The organism is Alistipes sp. i18-0019-D1, from assembly GCF_042852885.1.
In the GTDB taxonomy this organism is placed as follows: Bacteria; Bacteroidota; Bacteroidia; order Bacteroidales; family Rikenellaceae; genus Alistipes.
The window spans coordinates 2,678,959-2,696,326 of sequence record NZ_AP031424.1; the positions used below are offsets into that span (position 1 = coordinate 2,678,959).

Here is a 17,368-nt window from a genome sequence, read left to right on the forward strand (position 1 = left end):
TTCCGTTGTGCCCGTTTTGCCGCTGTCGCGGCCGGCCCGTGTGCGGTTTGCGGAACCGGGCGTTATTTTTCCAGGAGTTGCAGGGCCAGTTTCCGCATGTAGGCGATGCCCACGCCGATAGCCGCTTCGTCGGGGGAGAATGTCGCCGTGTGCGGGCGTCCGGCCGCGGCTCCCACCCCCAGCCGGTAGAACAGCGACGGGTATTGTTTGCAGTAGAATCCGAAATCCTCGGCCGTGGTGCGCAGGGGCAGCATCTCGACCTTCAGTTTTTCGGCTTTGGCGAGGGCCGCGGCCTGCTTCACGAGGATCTCGTCGTTCACGACGCACGGATAACCGCGGCCGATCGCGACTTCGGTCTTCACGCCGTGCCGGGCGTCGATGTCCGCGGCGATGATCTCGATGCGGCGGTGGATGATGCCGCGTTCGCGTTCGTCGAACGTGCGCAGCGTCCCCTCCATGTAGACCTCGTCGGGCACGATGTTCGTCGCGCCTCCGGCCTCCACGCGGCCGATCGAGAGCACGCACTCCTCGCCGTTGAGTGCGATGAGGCGCGTCAGCAGTTCGGCGCCGGCCGCCACGGGGTCCTTGAGCTGCCTGCGCATGGCGCCGTGCCCGCCCGTGCCGCGGACGCGGAAGCGCAGTTCGTCGCTCGCGGCCATGTACTTTCCGGCCCGGAATCCGAGGGTCCCGACCTCCAGCTGCGGCTCGACGTGCTCGCCGACGACGGCCCGCACATCGTAGCCCTCGAACGGCTTTTCGGCCAGCACCAGCGAGGCTCCGCCCGGGTTGCACTCCTCGCCCGGCTGGAACAGCCCGAAGAGCGTGCCCCGGAAATCGGGCGCCGCGGCAAACTCTTTCAGTACGCCGAACAGCACCGCGGCGTGCATGTCGTGGCCGCAGGCGTGCATCACGCCCTCGTTCTGCGACTTCCACTCCAAGTCGTTCCGCTCCGTGACGGGCAGGGCGTCGATGTCGGCGCGCAGCACCGCGGCGCGGCGGTCGCCTTCGGGGGTCTTGCGGCCTTCGATGCGGGCCACGACGCCCGTCGACGCGATCCGGCGGTGTTCGATGCCCAGTTCGTCGAGCTGCTGTTCGATAAATGCCGCCGTGTCGTGTTCCCGGAACGAGAGTTCGGGATGCGCATGCAGGCGGCGGCGGAATTCGACAGGATCCATAATCGTAGTCTCTTTAAAATATCGCTTTCACGATTTTCTGTATGTTCGTCGTGCGGCTCATCGTGTAGTAATGCAGCACGGGCACGCCCGCGGCCATCAGTTCACGGCTTTGGGCGATGGCCCATTCGGTTCCCGCCTCGCGCACGCCGTCGGGATGGGCCTTGACTTCGCGCACGAGTTCTTCGGGCAGCTTCACGCCGAACGTTTCGGGCAGTATTTCCAGGTGGCGCAGCGTCGAGAGGGGCTTGATGCCGGGGATGATCGGCACGGTGATCCCCGCTTCGCGGCAGCGGCGCACGAAGTCGAAATATTTGGTGTTGTCGAAGAACATCTGCGTGATGACATACTCCGCCCCGGCGTCGACCTTGGCGCGCAGGTGGGCGATGTCCGAGGTGATGTCGCGCGCCTCGGCGTGCACTTCGGGATAGCCCGCCACGCCGATCGAGAATTTCGAGTGGTGGCACTCCTCAACCTCGCCGTCGATGAATTTTCCGCGGTTCATGTCGGCGATCTGCCGCACGAGGTCCACGGCGTGGGCGTGGCCCTGCGGATGGGGCATGAAACGCTTTTCGTTCTGCGACTTGTCGCCGCGCAGCGCCAGCACGTTGTGCAGGCCCAGGAAATCCATGTCGATCAGTGTGTCCTCGATGTCGTATTTCGACAGTCCCCCGCAGATCAGGTGCGGGACCACCTCCACGCCGTAGCGGTTCTGGATGGCCGCCGAGATGCCGACCGTCCCCGGACGGCGCCGCACGACGTGCCATTCGACGCTGCCGTCCTCGCGCTCGGTCTCCTTGATCCCCTCGCGGTGGAACGTGATGTTGACATAGGCCGGGTCGAGGGCCATCAGCGGCTCCACGGCGGCGAATATCTTCTGCATGCCGTCGCCCTTGAGCGGCGGGAGCAGTTCGAACGCGAAGCGGGTGCGCCCGGAGGCGACCGCTTCGTTGATGATCTCTACGACGTTCATACGTTGTTCGGTATAATCTTTTTTACGGTTTCGGCCTCCATTCCGCGGCGGCGTGCGTAGTCGAGCAGCTGTTCGGCGCCGATGGTCCCGACCGAAAAGTAGTCGGCGTCGGAGAACATCAGTCCGCACAGCGCCTCCCCGGGGTCGATCATCCAGTTTTCGGTCAGCCGCATTCCGGTCGTCACCTCGACCGCGAGCAGGTCGAAGACCTCGCGTTTGAGCGAGTGGTCGGGCGAGGCCGGGTAGCCGAAGGCCATGCGGCGCCCGCGGTACTCACCGCGGATTGCCTGCTGCGGGGTGGGCGGCGTGCCCGTCTCGTAGCCCCACATCTCCCGCCGCACGAAGGCGTGCACGGCCTCGGCGAAGGCTTCCGTGAGGCGGTCGGCCAGCAGTTTGGCCATGATGGCCGAATAGTCGTCACCCCCGGTGCGGAATTTTTCCGCCAGCTCCTTCAGCCCGATGCCGGCCGTCAGGGCGAAGCAGCCGATCCAGTCGCCGTTCGGCGCGATGAAGTCGGCCAGCGACAGGTTCTCCTCGCCGCGCGTCTGGTTGCGGAGCATCGGGAGACGTTTTTCGCGCCCTTTCGTGTCCGTCACCAGGATGTCGTCGCCCTCGGAGCGCGCCGGGAAGATGCCTACGACCCCTTGCAGCGTCAGCAGCCGTTCGTCGCGGATGCGGGCCAGCAGGGCCTGCGCGTCGGCGAAGACCTTGCGCGCCTCGGCGCCCTTTTCGGGGTGGTCGAGGATCTCGGGGTAACGCCCCTTGAGTCCCCACGCCGCAAAGAAGAAATTCCAGTCGATGTACGGCTCGGCGTCGGCCACGTCGAAGTCGGGGAAGACCATGCGTCCCGTGTGGAGCGGCACGACGGGGGTGTGCTGTGCCGCGCCGCGCCGCGCCCTGCGCACTTCGACGATCGGAATGAGGTCGCGCGCCCGCAGCCGGCGGGCGTACTCTTCGCGCAAGGCCTGCTGGTCGGCCTTCACCTTGCCGGCGTAAAGGTCGCCGTCCGTACCGAGCAGCTGCGCCAGTATCTGGCTGTTGCGGCTGGCGTTGGGAGAGTGGACCGCCACGCCCGAATACACCGGGGCGATCTTCACCGCCGTGTGGAGGTCCGAGGTCGTCGCGCCGCCGATGATGACCGGGATGCGCAGCCCTCGCCGTTCCAGCTCTTCGCAGACGCGGGCCATTTCGTCGAGCGACGGGGTGATCAGCCCGCTCAGGCAGATGCACTGCGCGCCCCACGCCACCGCCTCCTCGACGATGCGTTCCGGCTCGACCATCACGCCCAAATCCTTGATTTCATATCCGTTGCAGGCCATCACGACCGCCACGATGTTCTTGCCGATGTCGTGCACGTCGCCTTTCACAGTGGCGATCAGCACCTTGCCGGCGTTATGCGAAGTGCCGCCCGAACCCTGTTCGATATAGGGAGTCAGTGCCGCCACCGCGCGCTTCATCACGCGGGCCGTCTTGACCACCTGCGGCAGAAACATCTTGCCTTCGCCGAACAGCGTGCCGACCTGCTCCATGGCGGGCATCAGCAGCGTGTCGATCACGGCCATCGGGCTGCCCAGCGTCTCGTAACCCTCCAGCGCGTCCTGCTCCACGTAGTCTGCCACGCCCTTGAGCATCGCGTGGGCGATACGTTCTCCGAGCGTTCCCGCGCGCCATGCGTCGGGGGCCTGCGGCTGCGTCTGGGCCGTCTGCTGCACCTCGTGGGCATACTCCGCGAGCCGCTCCGCGGCGTCGGCCCGGCGGCAGAGGATCACGTCCTCGACACGTTCGAGCAGTTCGGGTTCGATCTGGCTGTAAACGCGGAGCATCTGCGGATTGACGATGCCCATGTCCATACCGGCCCGGATGGCGTGGTAGAGGAACGCCGAGTGCATCGCCTCGCGCACGGCATTGTTGCCGCGGAAGGCGAACGAAAGGTTCGACACGCCGCCCGAGACCTTCGCATGGGGAAGGTGTTCCTTGATCCAGCGCGTCGCGTCGATGAACGCCTTGGCGTATCCGTCGTGCTCCGCAATGCCCGTTGCGACGGCCAGTACGTTGGGGTCGAAAATGATGTCTTCGGGCGGAAACCCGTTGTTTGTCAATAGTTTGTATGCCCTCTCCGCAACCTCCGCTTTACGTTCGAAGGTGTCGGCCTGGCCCCGCTCGTCGAAGAGCATCACCACGGCGGCCGCGCCGAAACGGTGGATCTCCGCGGCCCGGCGCAGGAATTCCGCTTCGCCCTCCTTGAGCGAGATGGAGTTGACCACCGACTTACCCTGCGTCACCTCAAGTCCCGCTTGAAGCACCTCCCATTTCGACGAGTCGATCATCACCGGCACGCGGGCGATCTCCGGCTCCGAGGCCATCAGGTTGAGGAACGTGCGCATAGCTTCGGGACCGTCGATCAGCCCGTCGTCCATGCAGACGTCGACGATCTGCGCCCCGGCGTCGACCTGTGCGCGGGCCACCGAGAGCGCCTCCTCGTAGTTCGCTTCGCGGATCAGCCTCGCGAAGCGGGCCGATCCGGCGACGTTCGTGCGCTCGCCGACGTTGATGAAGTTGGCTTCGGGGGCGATCCGCAGCGGTTCCAGACCGCTCAGCGTCGTGACGTGTTTCGGCGCGGGAACGGGCCGCGGGGCGTAATTTCCGGCGATCTTCGACAATTCGAAGATATGTGCGGGCGTCGTGCCGCAACAGCCGCCCACGATGTTCACCAGTCCGCGCCGCAGATACTCCCCGACGTCTTCGGCGAACATTTCGGGCGTCTCGTCGTAGCCGCCCATCACGTTGGGAAGGCCTGCGTTCGGGTGCGCCGAGATGCGCGTTCCGGCCACAGCCGCCAGCCGTTCGAGGTAGGGCAGCAGCTGCTTGGCCCCGTAGGCGCAGTTCAGTCCGACCGACAGCAGGTTCGCGTGCGATACCGAGGCGGCGAAAGCCTCGACGGTCTGCCCCGAGAGGGTGCGGCCGCTGGCGTCGGCGAGCGTTCCGGAGACCATCACGGGGATCGCGCGGCCCAGCCGCCCGCAGAGCGTGTCGATGGCCCAAAGGGCCGCCTTGGCGTTGAGCGTGTCGAAGACCGTCTCCACCAGCAGGATGTCCGCGCCGCCGTCCATGAGGCCCCGCACCTGATCCGAATAGGCTTCGACCAGTTGTGCGAAGGTCACCTCGCGGGCCGCGGGATTCTGTACGTCGGCCGACATCGAGGCCGTGCGGTTCGTGGGACCCACCGATCCGGCCACGAAGCGCGGCTTCTGCGGGTTGCGGGCCGTGAAGGCGTCGGCCGCACTGCGGGCGATTCCGGCCGCGGCCTTCGAAATCTCGTAAGCGCACTCTTCGAGCCGGTAGTCGGCCAGCGACACGGCGTTGGCGTTGAACGAGTCGGTTTCGATGATGTCGGCTCCCGCCTGCAGGTATTTTTCGTGGATTGCGCGCACCACGTCCGGGCGGGTCAGCGCAAGCAGGTCGTTGCAGCCCTTGAGCAGCACCGGCCAGCCGGCGAACCGCTGGCCGCGGTAGTCCTCCTCCTGCAGTCCGTAGCCCTGCACCATCGTGCCGAAGCCTCCGTCGAGCAGCAGGATGCGGCGCTCCAGTTGGTCGTATAGCGTTGTTGCCATCTATTTTTCGATTATTTCTATTTCGTAGAGTTTCGGCCAGTTTTTCCCCGTCACGAAGATGCGGTCCCCCTCGGCGTCATAGGCGATGCCGTTCAGCACGTCGGTCGTCGCGGTCATCTCCGTTTCGGGCAGCAGGCCCGTCAGGTCGACGACACCCTCGACGACGCCCGTCGCGGGGTCGATGACGACGATCTGGTCGGTGGTGTAGACGTTGGCCCATATTTTGCCGCCGATCCACTCCAGTTCGTTGAGGTATTCGACAGGTGCGCCCTTGTAGGTCACCGTCACGCGCTTTTCGCGGCGGAACGTCGCGGGATCGACCGTGTGGATCGTGGACGTGCCGTCCGACATGTAGAGCTTCTCGCCGTCGGTCGTGAGGCCCCAGCCTTCGCCCGGATAGCGGAAGTCGCGGATTTTTCGTAGTTTCCCGTCCTCCAGCGAATAGACGTGTGCCGTATTGGACTGCCAGGTCAGCTGGTAGAGCTTCCCGCCGAGCAGGGCGATTCCCTCGCCGAACTCCGAACGGGGCAGGCGCGCCATGACCTCGGTCCTGCCCGTTGCGAGATCGGTCTTCTGCACGACCGATTCGCCGTGCTGTCCCGTGCCTTCCCACATCGTCCCGCCGACGTATTGCAGTCCCTGGGTGTAGGCGCCGGTCGAGTGGGGGTAGACCGCCGCGATACGGTAGGTGTACGCCTTCGGCTCGGCCTGCGCGGCCGCTGCGGTCTGCGCCTTTGCGCCGGGGCGTTTGGCGCGCGCCGCCGGGCCGCCGCATGCGCCCAGCAGCAGGACGGAAAACAGAAGTATCGGGGTCGTTTTCATCGTTTCGGAATAAAATAGCTTACAAAGGTACGAAAAAGTCGGATGGGATCAAAACGGAATTGCGCACGGTTGGGTAAAATCTTCCGGCCGGCAAAAGGGTCGTTACGACCCCAAAGGTAGGAAAAGCAAACCAGATATCATAATTTGACCATATTATACGGGTAATGTCTTGCCGGAAATGGAATAATTTCGTATCTTTGCCTCCCGATTCTGAACGGAAATACGAAGAATAACAAATATAATTCATTCATTATGAACATTGTAAGAGAACAACGCGGCGAGAATAACTCGCTGATCCGCGTGACTGTCGGCGAGGCGGATTACGGGCAGGAGGTCGAAAAGTCCCTGCGCGAGTACAAGCGCAAGGCCAACATCCCCGGATTCCGTCCGGGCATGGTCCCCATGGGCATCGTCAAGAAGATGTACGGCAAGGGCGTCCTGGCCGAGCAGTCCTACCGTCAGGCTTCGAACGCCGTTTTCGAGTATCTCCAGAAGGAGGGCATCGACTACCTGGGCGACGTGATCCCCGCGGAGGAGCAGGGCGACTTCGATTTCGACAACGCCACCGAGTTCGAATTCGTGTTCGAGATCGGCGAGGCTCCCGAGATCAAGCTGGAGCTTTCCGACAAGGATAAGCTAACCTACAACAAGATCAAGGTCGACAAGAAGATGCACGACGACTACCGTTCGAACTACCTGCGCCGCTTCGGCCGCCTGGTGGACGCCGAGAAGGTGACTTCGGACGAGGCGCTGTCGGTGACGCTCGACAACGGCGAGATGAACGTGGCGGACGCTTACGTGGGTCTGATCTCGATGGACGAGGCCGGCCGCAAGCCTTTCATCGGCAAGAAGGTGGGCGACAAGATGAAGGTGAATATCAACGAACTCTATAAAAATCCCGCCCAGCGTGCCGCCTGCCTGCAGGTCAAGGAGGACGAACTGGAGGGCATCAATCCCGAATTCGAACTGGAGATCACCAAAATCCGCAAGTTCGCCGAGCCGGAGCTGAACGAGGAGTTCTTCAAGATGGCTTTCCCGCAGGGCGGCGTCACGGATGAAGCCGGGCTGGACAAGTTCATCGACGCGCAGATCGAGGCCGAACTGCGCCGCGAGAGCGACTACCTCTTTACGTTGCAGGTGCGCGACTACCTCGTGAAGAAAGCCGACCTGAAGATGCCCGCGGCGTTCCTCAAGCGCTGGCTCTATACGATCAACGAGGGCAAGTTCTCGATGGAGGACATCGAGAAGGATTTCGACCAGTTCCTGAAGATGTTCACCTGGAACTACCTCCAGAAGCACTTCATCAAGGCCGACGGCATCACCGTTTCGAAGGAGGAGGCGCTCTCCGAAGCCAAGGCGCTGGCCGCCTCGCAGTTTGCACAGTACGGCATGCCCTCGGCGCCGGACGACATGCTGGAGGGCTATGCCGAGAAGATTCTCGCCGACAAGGATCAGGGCCAGAAGATTTACGAGAAGCTCTATGAGGTGAAGGTCGTCGAGGATGTCAAATCGAAGGTCAAGGTAACTGAAAAAGCCGTATCTGCGGACGATTTCGCTAAATTGGCGAAGGAGCTTTAAGTTTCGCGGATTTTTATCTATCTTTGGACTTTGCAGGCGTGATGTTTGCAAAGTCCTTTGTGCTTTACCCGCTTAAGAAGCGGGTTTTGAGGGCGACAGGAAGTTCGGAGTGCCTGCGGCGGTTTTCCGCGCTCCTAACCAGTGGAATATGAAGAGTAAATAAATACGACTATGTCAGAATTTGAAAAATACGCACGGAACCACTGCGGGATCAGTTCGCTGAAACTGCATGATTTCCAGTCGGTAAGCGCGGCCTACGTGTCGCCTACGATCATCGAGGAGCGTCAGTTGAACATCGCCACGATGGACGTTTTTTCGCGCCTGATGATGGACCGCATCATCTTCCTCGGCGCGCCGATCTACGACGACGCGGCCAATATCATCCAGGCCCAGCTGCTGTTCCTCGAATCGGTCGATCCCGAGAAGGACATTCAGATCTACATCAACTCGCCCGGCGGGTCGGTTTCGGCCGGACTGGGCATTTACGACACCATGCAGCTGGTGAACTCCGACGTGGCGACCATCTGCACGGGACTCGCCGCCTCGATGGGCGCCGTGCTGCTCACGGCGGGTGCCAAGGGCAAGCGTTCGGCGCTTCCGCATTCGCGGGTGATGATCCACCAGCCGCTGGGCGGCGCGCAGGGCCAGGCCTCGGACATCGAGATCACGGCGCGCGAGATTCTGAAAACCAAGCGCGAACTGTACGAAATCCTCTCGGCCCACTCGGGCGTCCCGGTCAAAAAGATCGAGAAGGATGCCGACCGCGACTACTGGCTGTCGGCCCGCGAGGCGAAGGATTACGGACTGATCGACGAGGTGCTTTCCAAACGAGACAAGTAAACCGCATGGCACAGAATAAGAACAACAACAAGAACGGCGGCGACTGCTGCTCGTTCTGCGGCGCCAAGCGCACGGACGTGGAGATCATGTTCCAGGGTTCGGACGGCGCGAATATCTGTAACAAATGTATAGAAAACGGCTATAAGATCATCCTCGACAACGACATCGCCTCCGAACGGGGACGGCGCCCCGCGGCGGCTCCGCTCAAGATGGAGGAGCTGCTCAAGCCGGCGCAGATCAAGGAGTTTCTCGACCAGTACGTCATCGGGCAGGATGCCGCCAAGCGGTATATGTCCGTGGCGGTCTACAACCACTACAAACGGCTGCTGTACGCCCCGAAGGAGGACGAGGTCGAGATCGACAAGTCGAACATCGTGCTGGTCGGCCCGACGGGCACGGGCAAGACGCTGATGGCCCGCACGATCGCCAAACTGCTGAAAGTGCCGTTCACGATCGTCGACGCGACGGTGCTGACCGAAGCGGGTTACGTGGGCGAGGATGTCGAGAGCATCCTCTCGCGGCTGTTGCAGGTCGCCGACTACAACGTCGAGCAGGCCGAGCGCGGCATCGTCTTCATCGACGAGATCGACAAGATCGCACGCAAGGGCGACAACCCCTCCATCACGCGCGACGTTTCGGGCGAGGGCGTGCAGCAGGCGCTGCTGAAGATCCTCGAAGGGACGGTGGTAAACGTGCCTCCCCAGGGTGGCCGCAAGCACCCCGAGCAGAAATTCATCCAGGTCGACACGCGCAACATCCTCTTTATCTGCGGCGGCGCGTTCGACGGCATCGAGAAGAAGATCGCCCAGCGGCTGAACACCCGTGCGATGGGCTACGGGCGGCTGAACGCCGACCCCGTCGACCGTTCGAACCTCATGCAGTACGTCACGCCGCAGGACCTCAAGTCGTTCGGACTGATTCCCGAACTGGTGGGACGCCTCCCGGTGCTGACTTACATGCAGCCGCTGGAGCGCGCGGCCCTGCGCTCGATCCTCACCGAGCCGAAGAATGCCATCGTCAAGCAGTACAAGCGTCTGTTCGAACTCGACGGCGTGAAACTCACCTTCGACGACGACGCGCTGGACTACATCGTCGACAAGGCCGTCGAGTTCAAACTCGGCGCACGCGGACTGCGCTCGATCTGCGAGGCGATCATGATGGACACGATGTTCGACATCCCCTCGACCGACGCCCGGAAGTTTACCGTCACTTTGCCTTACGCAAAGAAAAAGATAGAAAAAGCAAATATTTTGGAGCTTAAACAAGTCGGATAATTTCTTTTTGGCTATCTTTGCCGGAAATAAACAGCTAAAACGCATAAAACACTAACTCCATGTCTACAACGAATTCAAAACTTACGCGCGTTGCCGATAATATCCGCATCCTTTCGGCCGCGATGGTCGAGAAGGCCAAGTCGGGGCATCCCGGCGGCGCTATGGGCGGCGCGGATTTCATCACGGTGCTCTTCACCGAGTTTCTGCGTTACGACCCCGATAATATGGCTTATCCCTACCGTGACCGTTTCTTCCTCGATCCGGGCCATATGTCGCCGATGCTCTATTCGACGCTCGCGCTGGCCGGGCACTATTCGACTGAAGACCTGCAGTCGCTGCGCCAGTGGGGCAGCGTGACGCCGGGACACCCGGAGGTGGACGTGATGCGCGGCGTGGAGAATACCTCGGGACCGTTGGGACAGGGACATGCCATGGCCCTGGGAGCCGCCATTGCGGAGCGTTTCATGGCCGCCCGTTTCGGCGAGTGGATGGCGCACAAGACCTATGCCTATATTTCGGACGGCGCCGTCGAGGAGGAGATCTCGCAGGGCGTGGGCCGCATCGCCGGCCATCTGGGACTGTCGAACTTCGTGATGTACTACGACTCGAATAACATCCAGCTTTCGACCAAGGTCGACGAGGTGATGACCGAGAACGTGGCCATGAAGTACGAGGCGTGGGGCTGGAACGTGTTGTCGGTCGACGGACATAACATCAATGAGATCCGCGAAGCGCTGGTCGCTGCCGAGAGCGAGACCGAGCGTCCGACGCTCATCATCGGCCATACCGTCATGGGCAAGGGTGCCAAAGGCCCCGCCGGGGAGAGTTTCGAGGGCAAAGTCTCGACCCACGGCCAGCCGCTGACGGCCGCCGGGGCCGATTTCGCCGCTACGGTGAAGAATCTGGGCGGTGACGCGGAGAATCCGTTCGCCATCTTCGAGGAGAGCCGCGAGGCCTTCGCCGAGCGCCGCGAAGCGCTCCGGGAGTGGGCTGCGAAGCAGGCCGCCGTTGAGAAGTCGTGGCGCGCGGAGCACAAGGATCTGGCGCGCAAACTCGACGATTTCCTTGCGGGGAAACTCCCCGAAATCGACTATAAGTCCATTGAGGTGAAGGCCGATGTGGCCACGCGCGCCGCATCGGCGACGGTGCTGGGCGTCTTCGCGGAGAAGATCGACAACATGATCGTGGCTTCGGCCGACCTTTCGAATTCGGACAAGACCGACGGTTTTCTCAAAAAGACCAAGGCATTCGAGAAGGGCGATTTTTCCGGAAAATTCTTCCAGGCGGGCGTCTCGGAGCTGACGATGGCCTGCGTTGCGAACGGCATGGCGCTGCACGGCGGCGTGATTCCCGTCTGCGGTACGTTCTTCGTGTTCTCCGACTATATGAAGCCCGCCGTACGCCTCTCGGCGCTGATGCGTCTGCATGTGGTCTACGTCTGGACGCACGACTCGTTCCGCGTGGGCGAGGACGGGCCGACGCATCAGCCCGTGGAGCACGAGGCGCAGATCCGCCTGATGGAGCACCTGCGCAACCACCACGACGAGCGTTCGATGCTCGTGCTGCGCCCGGCCGACGGCGACGAGACCGTCATGGCGTGGAAACTGGCCGTCGAGGAACACCGTCCCGTGGCGCTCGTGCTTTCGCGCCAGAACATCAAGACCCTGCCGACGCTCGGGTCCAGCCGCCGTGAGGAGGCTGCGCAGGTCGCCAAGGGCGGTTATGTGGTGATGGATGCCGCCAAACCCGCCGCGGTGCTGATCGCCACGGGTTCGGAGGTTGCGACGCTGATCGAAGGCGCCGAACTGCTGGCCGCCGAAGGCATTCCGGTCCGCGTGGTGAACGTTCCGAGCGAGGGACTGTTCCGCGACCAGCCCCGTTCGTACCAGGAGAGCGTGCTGCCTGCGGGCGTTGCGCGTTACGGCATGACTTCGGGTCTTCCGGTGAACCTGCGGGGACTTGTGGGCGAGAACGGCGTGATCCACGGTCTCGACCATTTCGGCTGGTCAGCCCCCTACAAGGTGCTCGACGAGAAGTTCGGTTACAACGGGGCAACCGTCGCCGCCGAAGTGAAGAAGATGCTTGGGAAATAGCGGAGATCGTTTGGCTTCGGCGGCAACGATTTTCGGGTCGCCGCCGAACCTATTATATAGAATGTGCAAAAGCCACCGCCCGATGCGGTGGCTTTTGTTTTGCAGATTCCGAAATTATGCCTATCTTTGCAGTCCCGTCTGTCAAGCGGGGAAATGTGGAAAGATTTGACTGATTGCAAACCACAATAAAAAATCGCTAAAACAGCACATTTTTTATTTTCAACAGCCAATTTTTCCCATTTTATACGTTTAACCATTAAAAATGTATGAAAATGGGCTTTTTATTTACATCGGAATCGGTGTCCGAAGGACATCCCGACAAGGTTTCGGATCAGATTTCCGACGCAATCCTCGACGAATTCCTGCGCCGCGACGCCAACTCGAAGGTCGCGTGCGAAACCCTCTGCACCACGGGACTCGTGGTCGTGGCGGGTGAAGTGCGCTCGGAGGCGTATGTCGACGTGCAGGCCGTCACGCGCCGCGTCATCAACCGCATCGGCTACACCCGGAGCGAGTACCAGTTCGACTGCAATTCGTGCGGCATCCTGTCGGCCATCCACGAACAGTCGTCGGACATCAACCAGGGCGTCGTCCGCGAAGCCGAGGAGGAGCAGGGCGCCGGCGACCAGGGCATCATGTTCGGCTACGCCTGCAACGAGACCCGTGAGATGATGCCCGCGACGCTGATCCTTTCGCACGTGATCCTCAAGGAACTGGCCGTCATCCGCCGCGAAGGCGAGGTGATGACCTACCTGCGCCCCGACTCGAAGTCGCAGGTCACGATCGAGTACGACGAGACGACGAACAAGCCGCTGCGCGTGCATACGATCGTCGTCTCGACGCAGCACGACGAGTTCATCCTCCCGGGCGAAGGCCGCAGCGAGAAGGAGGCGGAGAAGCTGATGCAGGAGAAGATCCGCGAGGACGTGCGCACGATCCTCATTCCGCGCGTCAAGGCGCGTCTGGAGCGTGCCGGCGACCAGCTGGCCGCGCTGATCGGCGACGACTACATCCTGCACGTGAACCCCACGGGCAAGTTCGTGATCGGAGGCCCCCACGGGGACACGGGACTCACGGGCCGCAAGATCATCGTCGACACCTACGGCGGCCGCGGCGCGCACGGCGGCGGTGCCTTCTCGGGCAAGGACTCGTCCAAAGTGGACCGCTCGGCGGCCTATGCCGCGCGCCACATCGCCAAGAACCTCGTGGCGGCGGGCGTCGCCGACCAGATTCTGGTCGAGCTGAGCTACGCCATCGGCATCGCGCAGCCGCTGTCGATCTATGTCGACACCTACAATTCACCCCGTCCCGCGGCGCTGGCCGGCATGACCGACGGCGAGATCGCCCGCCGCATCGGGAAGCTCTTCGACCTGCGTCCCGCAGCCATCGTGAAACGTTTCGGCCTGAAAAACCCGATCTTCGAGGCCACGGCCTCCTACGGACACTTCGGCAACCGCCCCTATAAGGCGGTGGAGAAGGTCTGGGAGAACGGTGTCGAGACCGAGCGCGAGATCGAGTTCTTCGGCTGGGAGAAACTCGATGCCGTGGATCGGATCCGAAAGGAATTCGGCCTTTAGCGTCCGGATATGCTGAAAAATCGGGGCGTCCGTGGCGGATGCCTCGATTTTTGTGCGGAATGAACATACTAACCGGCCGTTTTCGTGCGTTTGTCCTTCGAAAAATAGAACCGAAAATACCGCTTATGGAATGAAGTTGCCTCTGATTAATAGAACCAAAACATTTAATTTATTATGAAAAAGGCATTTTTGATTTTAGGACTCGTAGCCGTGTCGGCCGCAGCCGGCGGACTTACGGCGTGGACGGTTTCCGCGGACCGCGGAGACTCCGTCGCATACATCGAGCGCGAGGTGGAACGTACGCCCGCGCTGGGGACGCAATTTACATCTTACCAGGCCGAGCAGTATCCCGACCTGACCTACGCCGCCGAGAATGCGGTGAAGGCCGTCGTGAACATCGAGGCCATCCAGCAGGTCGAAATGCCCCAGCGCCGGGGCTACGATCCGTTCCTGGAGTTCTTCGGAATCCCGCAGGATTACGGGCGCGGCGACGGACGGCCGCAGTACCGCGAGCAGCGGGCCGGCGGTTCGGGCGTGATCATTTCGGAGGACGGCTATATCGTGACGAACAACCACGTCGTGGACGGGGCTTCGAAACTCAAGGTGAAACTCAATGACGGCCGTTCGTTCGACGCCAAGCTCATCGGCAAGGACTCGGCGACGGACCTCGCGCTGCTGAAAGTCGAGGGCAAGGAGCTGCCTACGCTGGCCTTCGGATCGTCCGATGCGCTGCGTCTGGGCGAATGGGTGCTGGCGATCGGTTCGCCGTTCGACCTGCAGTCGACCATCACGGCGGGTATCGTGAGCGCCAAGGCGCGTCAGCTGGGAGCCATTCCCAACGATTTCCGCATCGAGTCGTTCATCCAGACCGACGCGGCGGTGAACCCCGGCAACTCGGGCGGCGCGCTGGTCAACACCCACGGCGAACTGGTGGGCATCAACACGCTGATCAAGTCGCAGACGGGAAGCTACGTGGGCTATTCGTTCGCCATTCCGGAGTCGATCGTCCGCAAGGTGGTGGTCGATCTGAAGGAGTTCGGCGTTGTGCAGCGCGCCCTGCTGGGCGTACAGTTCCGCGTCGTGGATCAGGATTTCCTCGATACGGAGGGGAAAGAGTTGGGCATCAAGGACCTGGGCGGAGCCTATGTGGCCGCAGTTGTCGAGGGCGGAGCCGCTTCGGAGGCCGGAATCCGCAAGGGAGACGTGATTCTGGACATCGATGGCGTGAAAATTGTTGAGCCTTCGACGCTCCAGGAGCAGATCGCCAAGCGCCGGCCCAACGATACGGTTAAATTATCCGTAAAAAGAGACGGAAAGGTGAAACAATTTGACGTTACTTTGCGTAATAAAGCAGGTAAAACGGAATTGGTTACCAAGGAGGATGTCGATGTCGTCGATGCGCTCGGAGGTAAGTTCGCCGATGCGGGCGCCAAACTGTGCCGCGAACTCGACATCAAGGGCGGCGTACAGGTGGTCGGCATCAAGGCCGACGGAATTCTGGCCCGTGCCCGTGTTAAGCAGGGATTTGTGATCACTCACATCAACGACCGCCCGGTCTATTCGCTCAGCGACATGCAGCGGATGACGGAGAAGGTCCGTTCGATCGACGGCGTTTATCCCAACGGCCGTTCGGCAAGCTACACGCTGGTGGAGTAAACCGCAGCCCGGGCGGGTTTATGGATTGCAATATTATTAGGATAGTTAGAAAAATATGCGTCAATTAAAGATTACAAAGTCCATCACCAACCGCGAAAGCGCCTCGCTGGACAAGTACTTGCAGGAAATCGGCAAGGAGGAGCTTATCACGGTCGAGGAGGAGGTGGAACTCGCCCAGCGAATTAAGAAAGGAGACCAGGAAGCGCTCGAGAAGCTCACCAAAGCCAACCTGCGTTTCGTGGTGTCCGTAGCCAAGCAATACCAGAATCAGGGATTGAGCCTCCCCGACCTGATTAACGAGGGCAACCTCGGGCTGATCAAGGCCGCCGAGAAGTTCGACGAGACCCGCGGCTTCAAGTTCATCTCCTATGCCGTGTGGTGGATCCGTCAGTCGATCCTCCAGGCTTTGGCCGAGCAGTCGCGCATCGTGCGCCTGCCGCTCAACCAGGTAGGCTCGCTGAACAAGATCAACAAGGCGTTCGCCCGCTTCGAGCAGGAGCACGAGCGCACGCCGTCGCCCGAGGAGCTGGCCACGGAACTGGAACTCCCGAAGGAGAAGGTCACCGACACGCTGCGTGTCGCCGGACGCCACGTATCGGTGGACGCCCCGTTCGCCGACGGCGAGGACAACTCGCTGCTGGATGTGCTGGTGAACCCCGATTCGCCCAACGCCGACCGCGGGCTGATCAACGAGTCGCTGTCGACCGAGGTGGACCGCGCGCTGGAGACTCTCACGGAGCGTGAGCGCGACATCATCAAGTACTTCTTCGGCATCGGAACCTCGGAGATGACCCTCGAGGAGATCGGCGAGAAGTTCGACCTGACGCGCGAGCGCGTGCGCCAGATCAAGGAGAAGGCGATTCGCCGCCTCCGCCACTCGTCGCGGTCGAAGCTTCTGAAATCCTATCTGGGATAGTGAATCCCGAGCAGTTCGAAAAATCCCGGCCTTGCATTGCGCAAGGTCGGGATTTTTGTCTTTCGGACGGCGGATTACCATACGATCGGCTCTTTGCCGATCGAGCGCAGGTATTCGTTGGCGCGCGAAAAGTGGCGGCAGCCGAAAAATCCCCGGTAGACCGACAGCGGCGAAGGGTGCACGGCTTTGAGGATCAGGTTGCGCTGCGGGTCGGCGATGGCGCCTTTCTTCTGGGCGTAGCTGCCCCAGAGCATATAGACGATGCCCTCTTTGCGCTGGGCGATGGCGCGCACCACGGCGTCGGTGAAGGTCTCCCAGCCTCGGCCGGCGTGCGACGCGGCTTCGTGGGCGCGGACCGTGAGCACCGCGTTGAGCAGCAGCACCCCCTGCTCGGCCCAGCGGTCGAGGTTACCCGTAGGCGGTATGGGCGTGCCGGTGTCGTCGGAGACCTCCTTGAAGATGTTTTGCAGCGAGGGCGGGAAGGGAACCCCGTCCGCGACCGAGAAACAAAGCCCGTTGGCCTGTCCGGGACCGTGGTAGGGGTCCTGGCCGATGACGACCACTTTCAGCTTGTCGAACGGGCATTTGTCAAAGGCACGGAAGATGTTGCTGCCGCGCGGGAAGATGCGCCGCGAGGCGTATTCCTGCCGCACGAACTCCGTGAGCTGCGCAAAATAGGGTTTTTCGAACTCCGGAGCGAGGAGCTCCTTCCAGTCGGGGGCTATCTTTACATCCATGGTTTCGGGGTTTGCAGGGAATGCGGATTTTTAGTCGGGTAAATATAGTGAAAAATCCGGCAAACGCAAAAAACAGCCGGCTCCCGTTGAACTCGGGACGGAAACCGGCTGCCGCTGAT

Annotated in this window: 12 protein-coding genes; 7 read left to right on the top strand and 5 right to left on the bottom strand. The window is 61.8% G+C overall.

Annotated elements, in window-relative coordinates; all coding sequences use genetic code 11:
• Nucleotides 1-62: 62 nt before the first annotated feature.
• Genes ACGHP5_RS11340 through ACGHP5_RS11355 form a run of 4 tightly spaced genes read right to left on the bottom strand, consistent with a single transcriptional unit; the run spans nucleotide 63 to nucleotide 6,578 of the window.
• Nucleotides 63-1,175: a M20 family metallopeptidase gene (locus tag ACGHP5_RS11340; protein WP_390566839.1), complete on the bottom strand. Its 1,113-nt coding sequence runs from the start codon at nucleotides 1,173-1,175 to the stop codon at nucleotides 63-65.
• A gap of 13 nt (nucleotides 1,176-1,188) precedes the next feature.
• Nucleotides 1,189-2,145 carry a methylenetetrahydrofolate reductase [NAD(P)H] gene (gene metF, locus ACGHP5_RS11345; RefSeq protein WP_390566841.1) on the bottom strand — a complete coding sequence of 319 codons (957 nt, stop codon included), beginning with the start codon at nucleotides 2,143-2,145 and terminating at the stop codon, nucleotides 1,189-1,191.
• A complete protein-coding gene (metH, locus tag ACGHP5_RS11350) occupies nucleotides 2,142-5,756 on the bottom strand; it encodes a methionine synthase (protein WP_390566842.1) in 3,615 nt (1,204 codons plus the stop codon). Before metH ends, metF begins: the two co-directional genes overlap by 4 nt.
• On the bottom strand, nucleotides 5,757-6,578 hold the full coding sequence (locus ACGHP5_RS11355) for a glutaminyl-peptide cyclotransferase (RefSeq protein WP_390566843.1): 822 nt from the start codon (nucleotides 6,576-6,578) through the stop codon (nucleotides 5,757-5,759).
• Between the two features lie 252 nt (nucleotides 6,579-6,830).
• Here ACGHP5_RS11355 and ACGHP5_RS11360 point away from each other — a divergent pair, with 252 nt between their 5' ends.
• The 7 genes from ACGHP5_RS11360 (at nucleotide 6,831) to ACGHP5_RS11390 (ending at nucleotide 16,512) form a co-directional block, all read left to right on the top strand.
• Nucleotides 6,831-8,156 carry a trigger factor gene (locus tag ACGHP5_RS11360; RefSeq protein ID WP_295904863.1) on the top strand — a complete coding sequence of 442 codons (1,326 nt, stop codon included), beginning with the start codon at nucleotides 6,831-6,833 and terminating at the stop codon, nucleotides 8,154-8,156.
• Between the two features lie 171 nt (nucleotides 8,157-8,327).
• Entirely contained in the window at nucleotides 8,328-8,996 is a 669-nt protein-coding gene (gene clpP, locus ACGHP5_RS11365) for an ATP-dependent Clp endopeptidase proteolytic subunit ClpP (RefSeq protein WP_337757195.1), read from the top strand.
• 5 nt (nucleotides 8,997-9,001) lie between these two features.
• Nucleotides 9,002-10,270 (top strand): ATP-dependent Clp protease ATP-binding subunit ClpX, encoded by a 1,269-nt coding sequence (gene clpX, locus ACGHP5_RS11370; RefSeq protein ID WP_295904860.1) that lies wholly within the window; start codon nucleotides 9,002-9,004, stop codon nucleotides 10,268-10,270.
• Nucleotides 10,271-10,329: 59 nt separating this feature from the next.
• A complete protein-coding gene (locus tag ACGHP5_RS11375) occupies nucleotides 10,330-12,363 on the top strand; it encodes a transketolase (protein WP_337757196.1) in 2,034 nt (677 codons plus the stop codon).
• A gap of 272 nt (nucleotides 12,364-12,635) precedes the next feature.
• Nucleotides 12,636-13,940 carry a methionine adenosyltransferase gene (gene metK / locus ACGHP5_RS11380; protein WP_290532492.1) on the top strand — a complete coding sequence of 435 codons (1,305 nt, stop codon included), beginning with the start codon at nucleotides 12,636-12,638 and terminating at the stop codon, nucleotides 13,938-13,940.
• Between the two features lie 174 nt (nucleotides 13,941-14,114).
• Nucleotides 14,115-15,596: a Do family serine endopeptidase gene (locus tag ACGHP5_RS11385; RefSeq protein WP_290532491.1), complete on the top strand. Its 1,482-nt coding sequence runs from the start codon at nucleotides 14,115-14,117 to the stop codon at nucleotides 15,594-15,596.
• 55 nt (nucleotides 15,597-15,651) lie between these two features.
• Complete coding sequence (locus ACGHP5_RS11390; protein WP_010266169.1) at nucleotides 15,652-16,512, top strand: RNA polymerase sigma factor RpoD/SigA; 861 nt, start codon at nucleotides 15,652-15,654, stop codon at nucleotides 16,510-16,512.
• A gap of 74 nt (nucleotides 16,513-16,586) precedes the next feature.
• On the opposite strand, the gene ung is transcribed toward ACGHP5_RS11390, so the two are convergent.
• Entirely contained in the window at nucleotides 16,587-17,249 is a 663-nt protein-coding gene (gene ung / locus ACGHP5_RS11395; RefSeq protein ID WP_295904847.1) for a uracil-DNA glycosylase, read from the bottom strand.
• Between the last annotated feature and the right edge of the window lie 119 nt (nucleotides 17,250-17,368).

Excerpts from the sequence above, each read along its gene's own strand:
- ACGHP5_RS11340 (WP_390566839.1), bottom strand. The coding sequence starts at position 1,175 with ATGGATCCTGTCGAATTCCGCCGCCGCCTGCATGCGCATCCCGAACTC.
- metF (WP_390566841.1), bottom strand. The coding sequence starts at position 2,145 with ATGAACGTCGTAGAGATCATCAACGAAGCGGTCGCCTCCGGGCGCACC.
- metH (WP_390566842.1), bottom strand. The coding sequence starts at position 5,756 with ATGGCAACAACGCTATACGACCAACTGGAGCGCCGCATCCTGCTGCTC.
- ACGHP5_RS11355 (WP_390566843.1), bottom strand. The coding sequence starts at position 6,578 with ATGAAAACGACCCCGATACTTCTGTTTTCCGTCCTGCTGCTGGGCGCA.
- ACGHP5_RS11360 (WP_295904863.1), top strand. The coding sequence starts at position 6,831 with ATGAACATTGTAAGAGAACAACGCGGCGAGAATAACTCGCTGATCCGC.
- clpP (WP_337757195.1), top strand. The coding sequence starts at position 8,328 with ATGTCAGAATTTGAAAAATACGCACGGAACCACTGCGGGATCAGTTCG.
- clpX (WP_295904860.1), top strand. The coding sequence starts at position 9,002 with ATGGCACAGAATAAGAACAACAACAAGAACGGCGGCGACTGCTGCTCG.
- ACGHP5_RS11375 (WP_337757196.1), top strand. The coding sequence starts at position 10,330 with ATGTCTACAACGAATTCAAAACTTACGCGCGTTGCCGATAATATCCGC.
- metK (WP_290532492.1), top strand. The coding sequence starts at position 12,636 with ATGGGCTTTTTATTTACATCGGAATCGGTGTCCGAAGGACATCCCGAC.
- ACGHP5_RS11385 (WP_290532491.1), top strand. The coding sequence starts at position 14,115 with ATGAAAAAGGCATTTTTGATTTTAGGACTCGTAGCCGTGTCGGCCGCA.
- ACGHP5_RS11390 (WP_010266169.1), top strand. The coding sequence starts at position 15,652 with ATGCGTCAATTAAAGATTACAAAGTCCATCACCAACCGCGAAAGCGCC.
- ung (WP_295904847.1), bottom strand. The coding sequence starts at position 17,249 with ATGGATGTAAAGATAGCCCCCGACTGGAAGGAGCTCCTCGCTCCGGAG.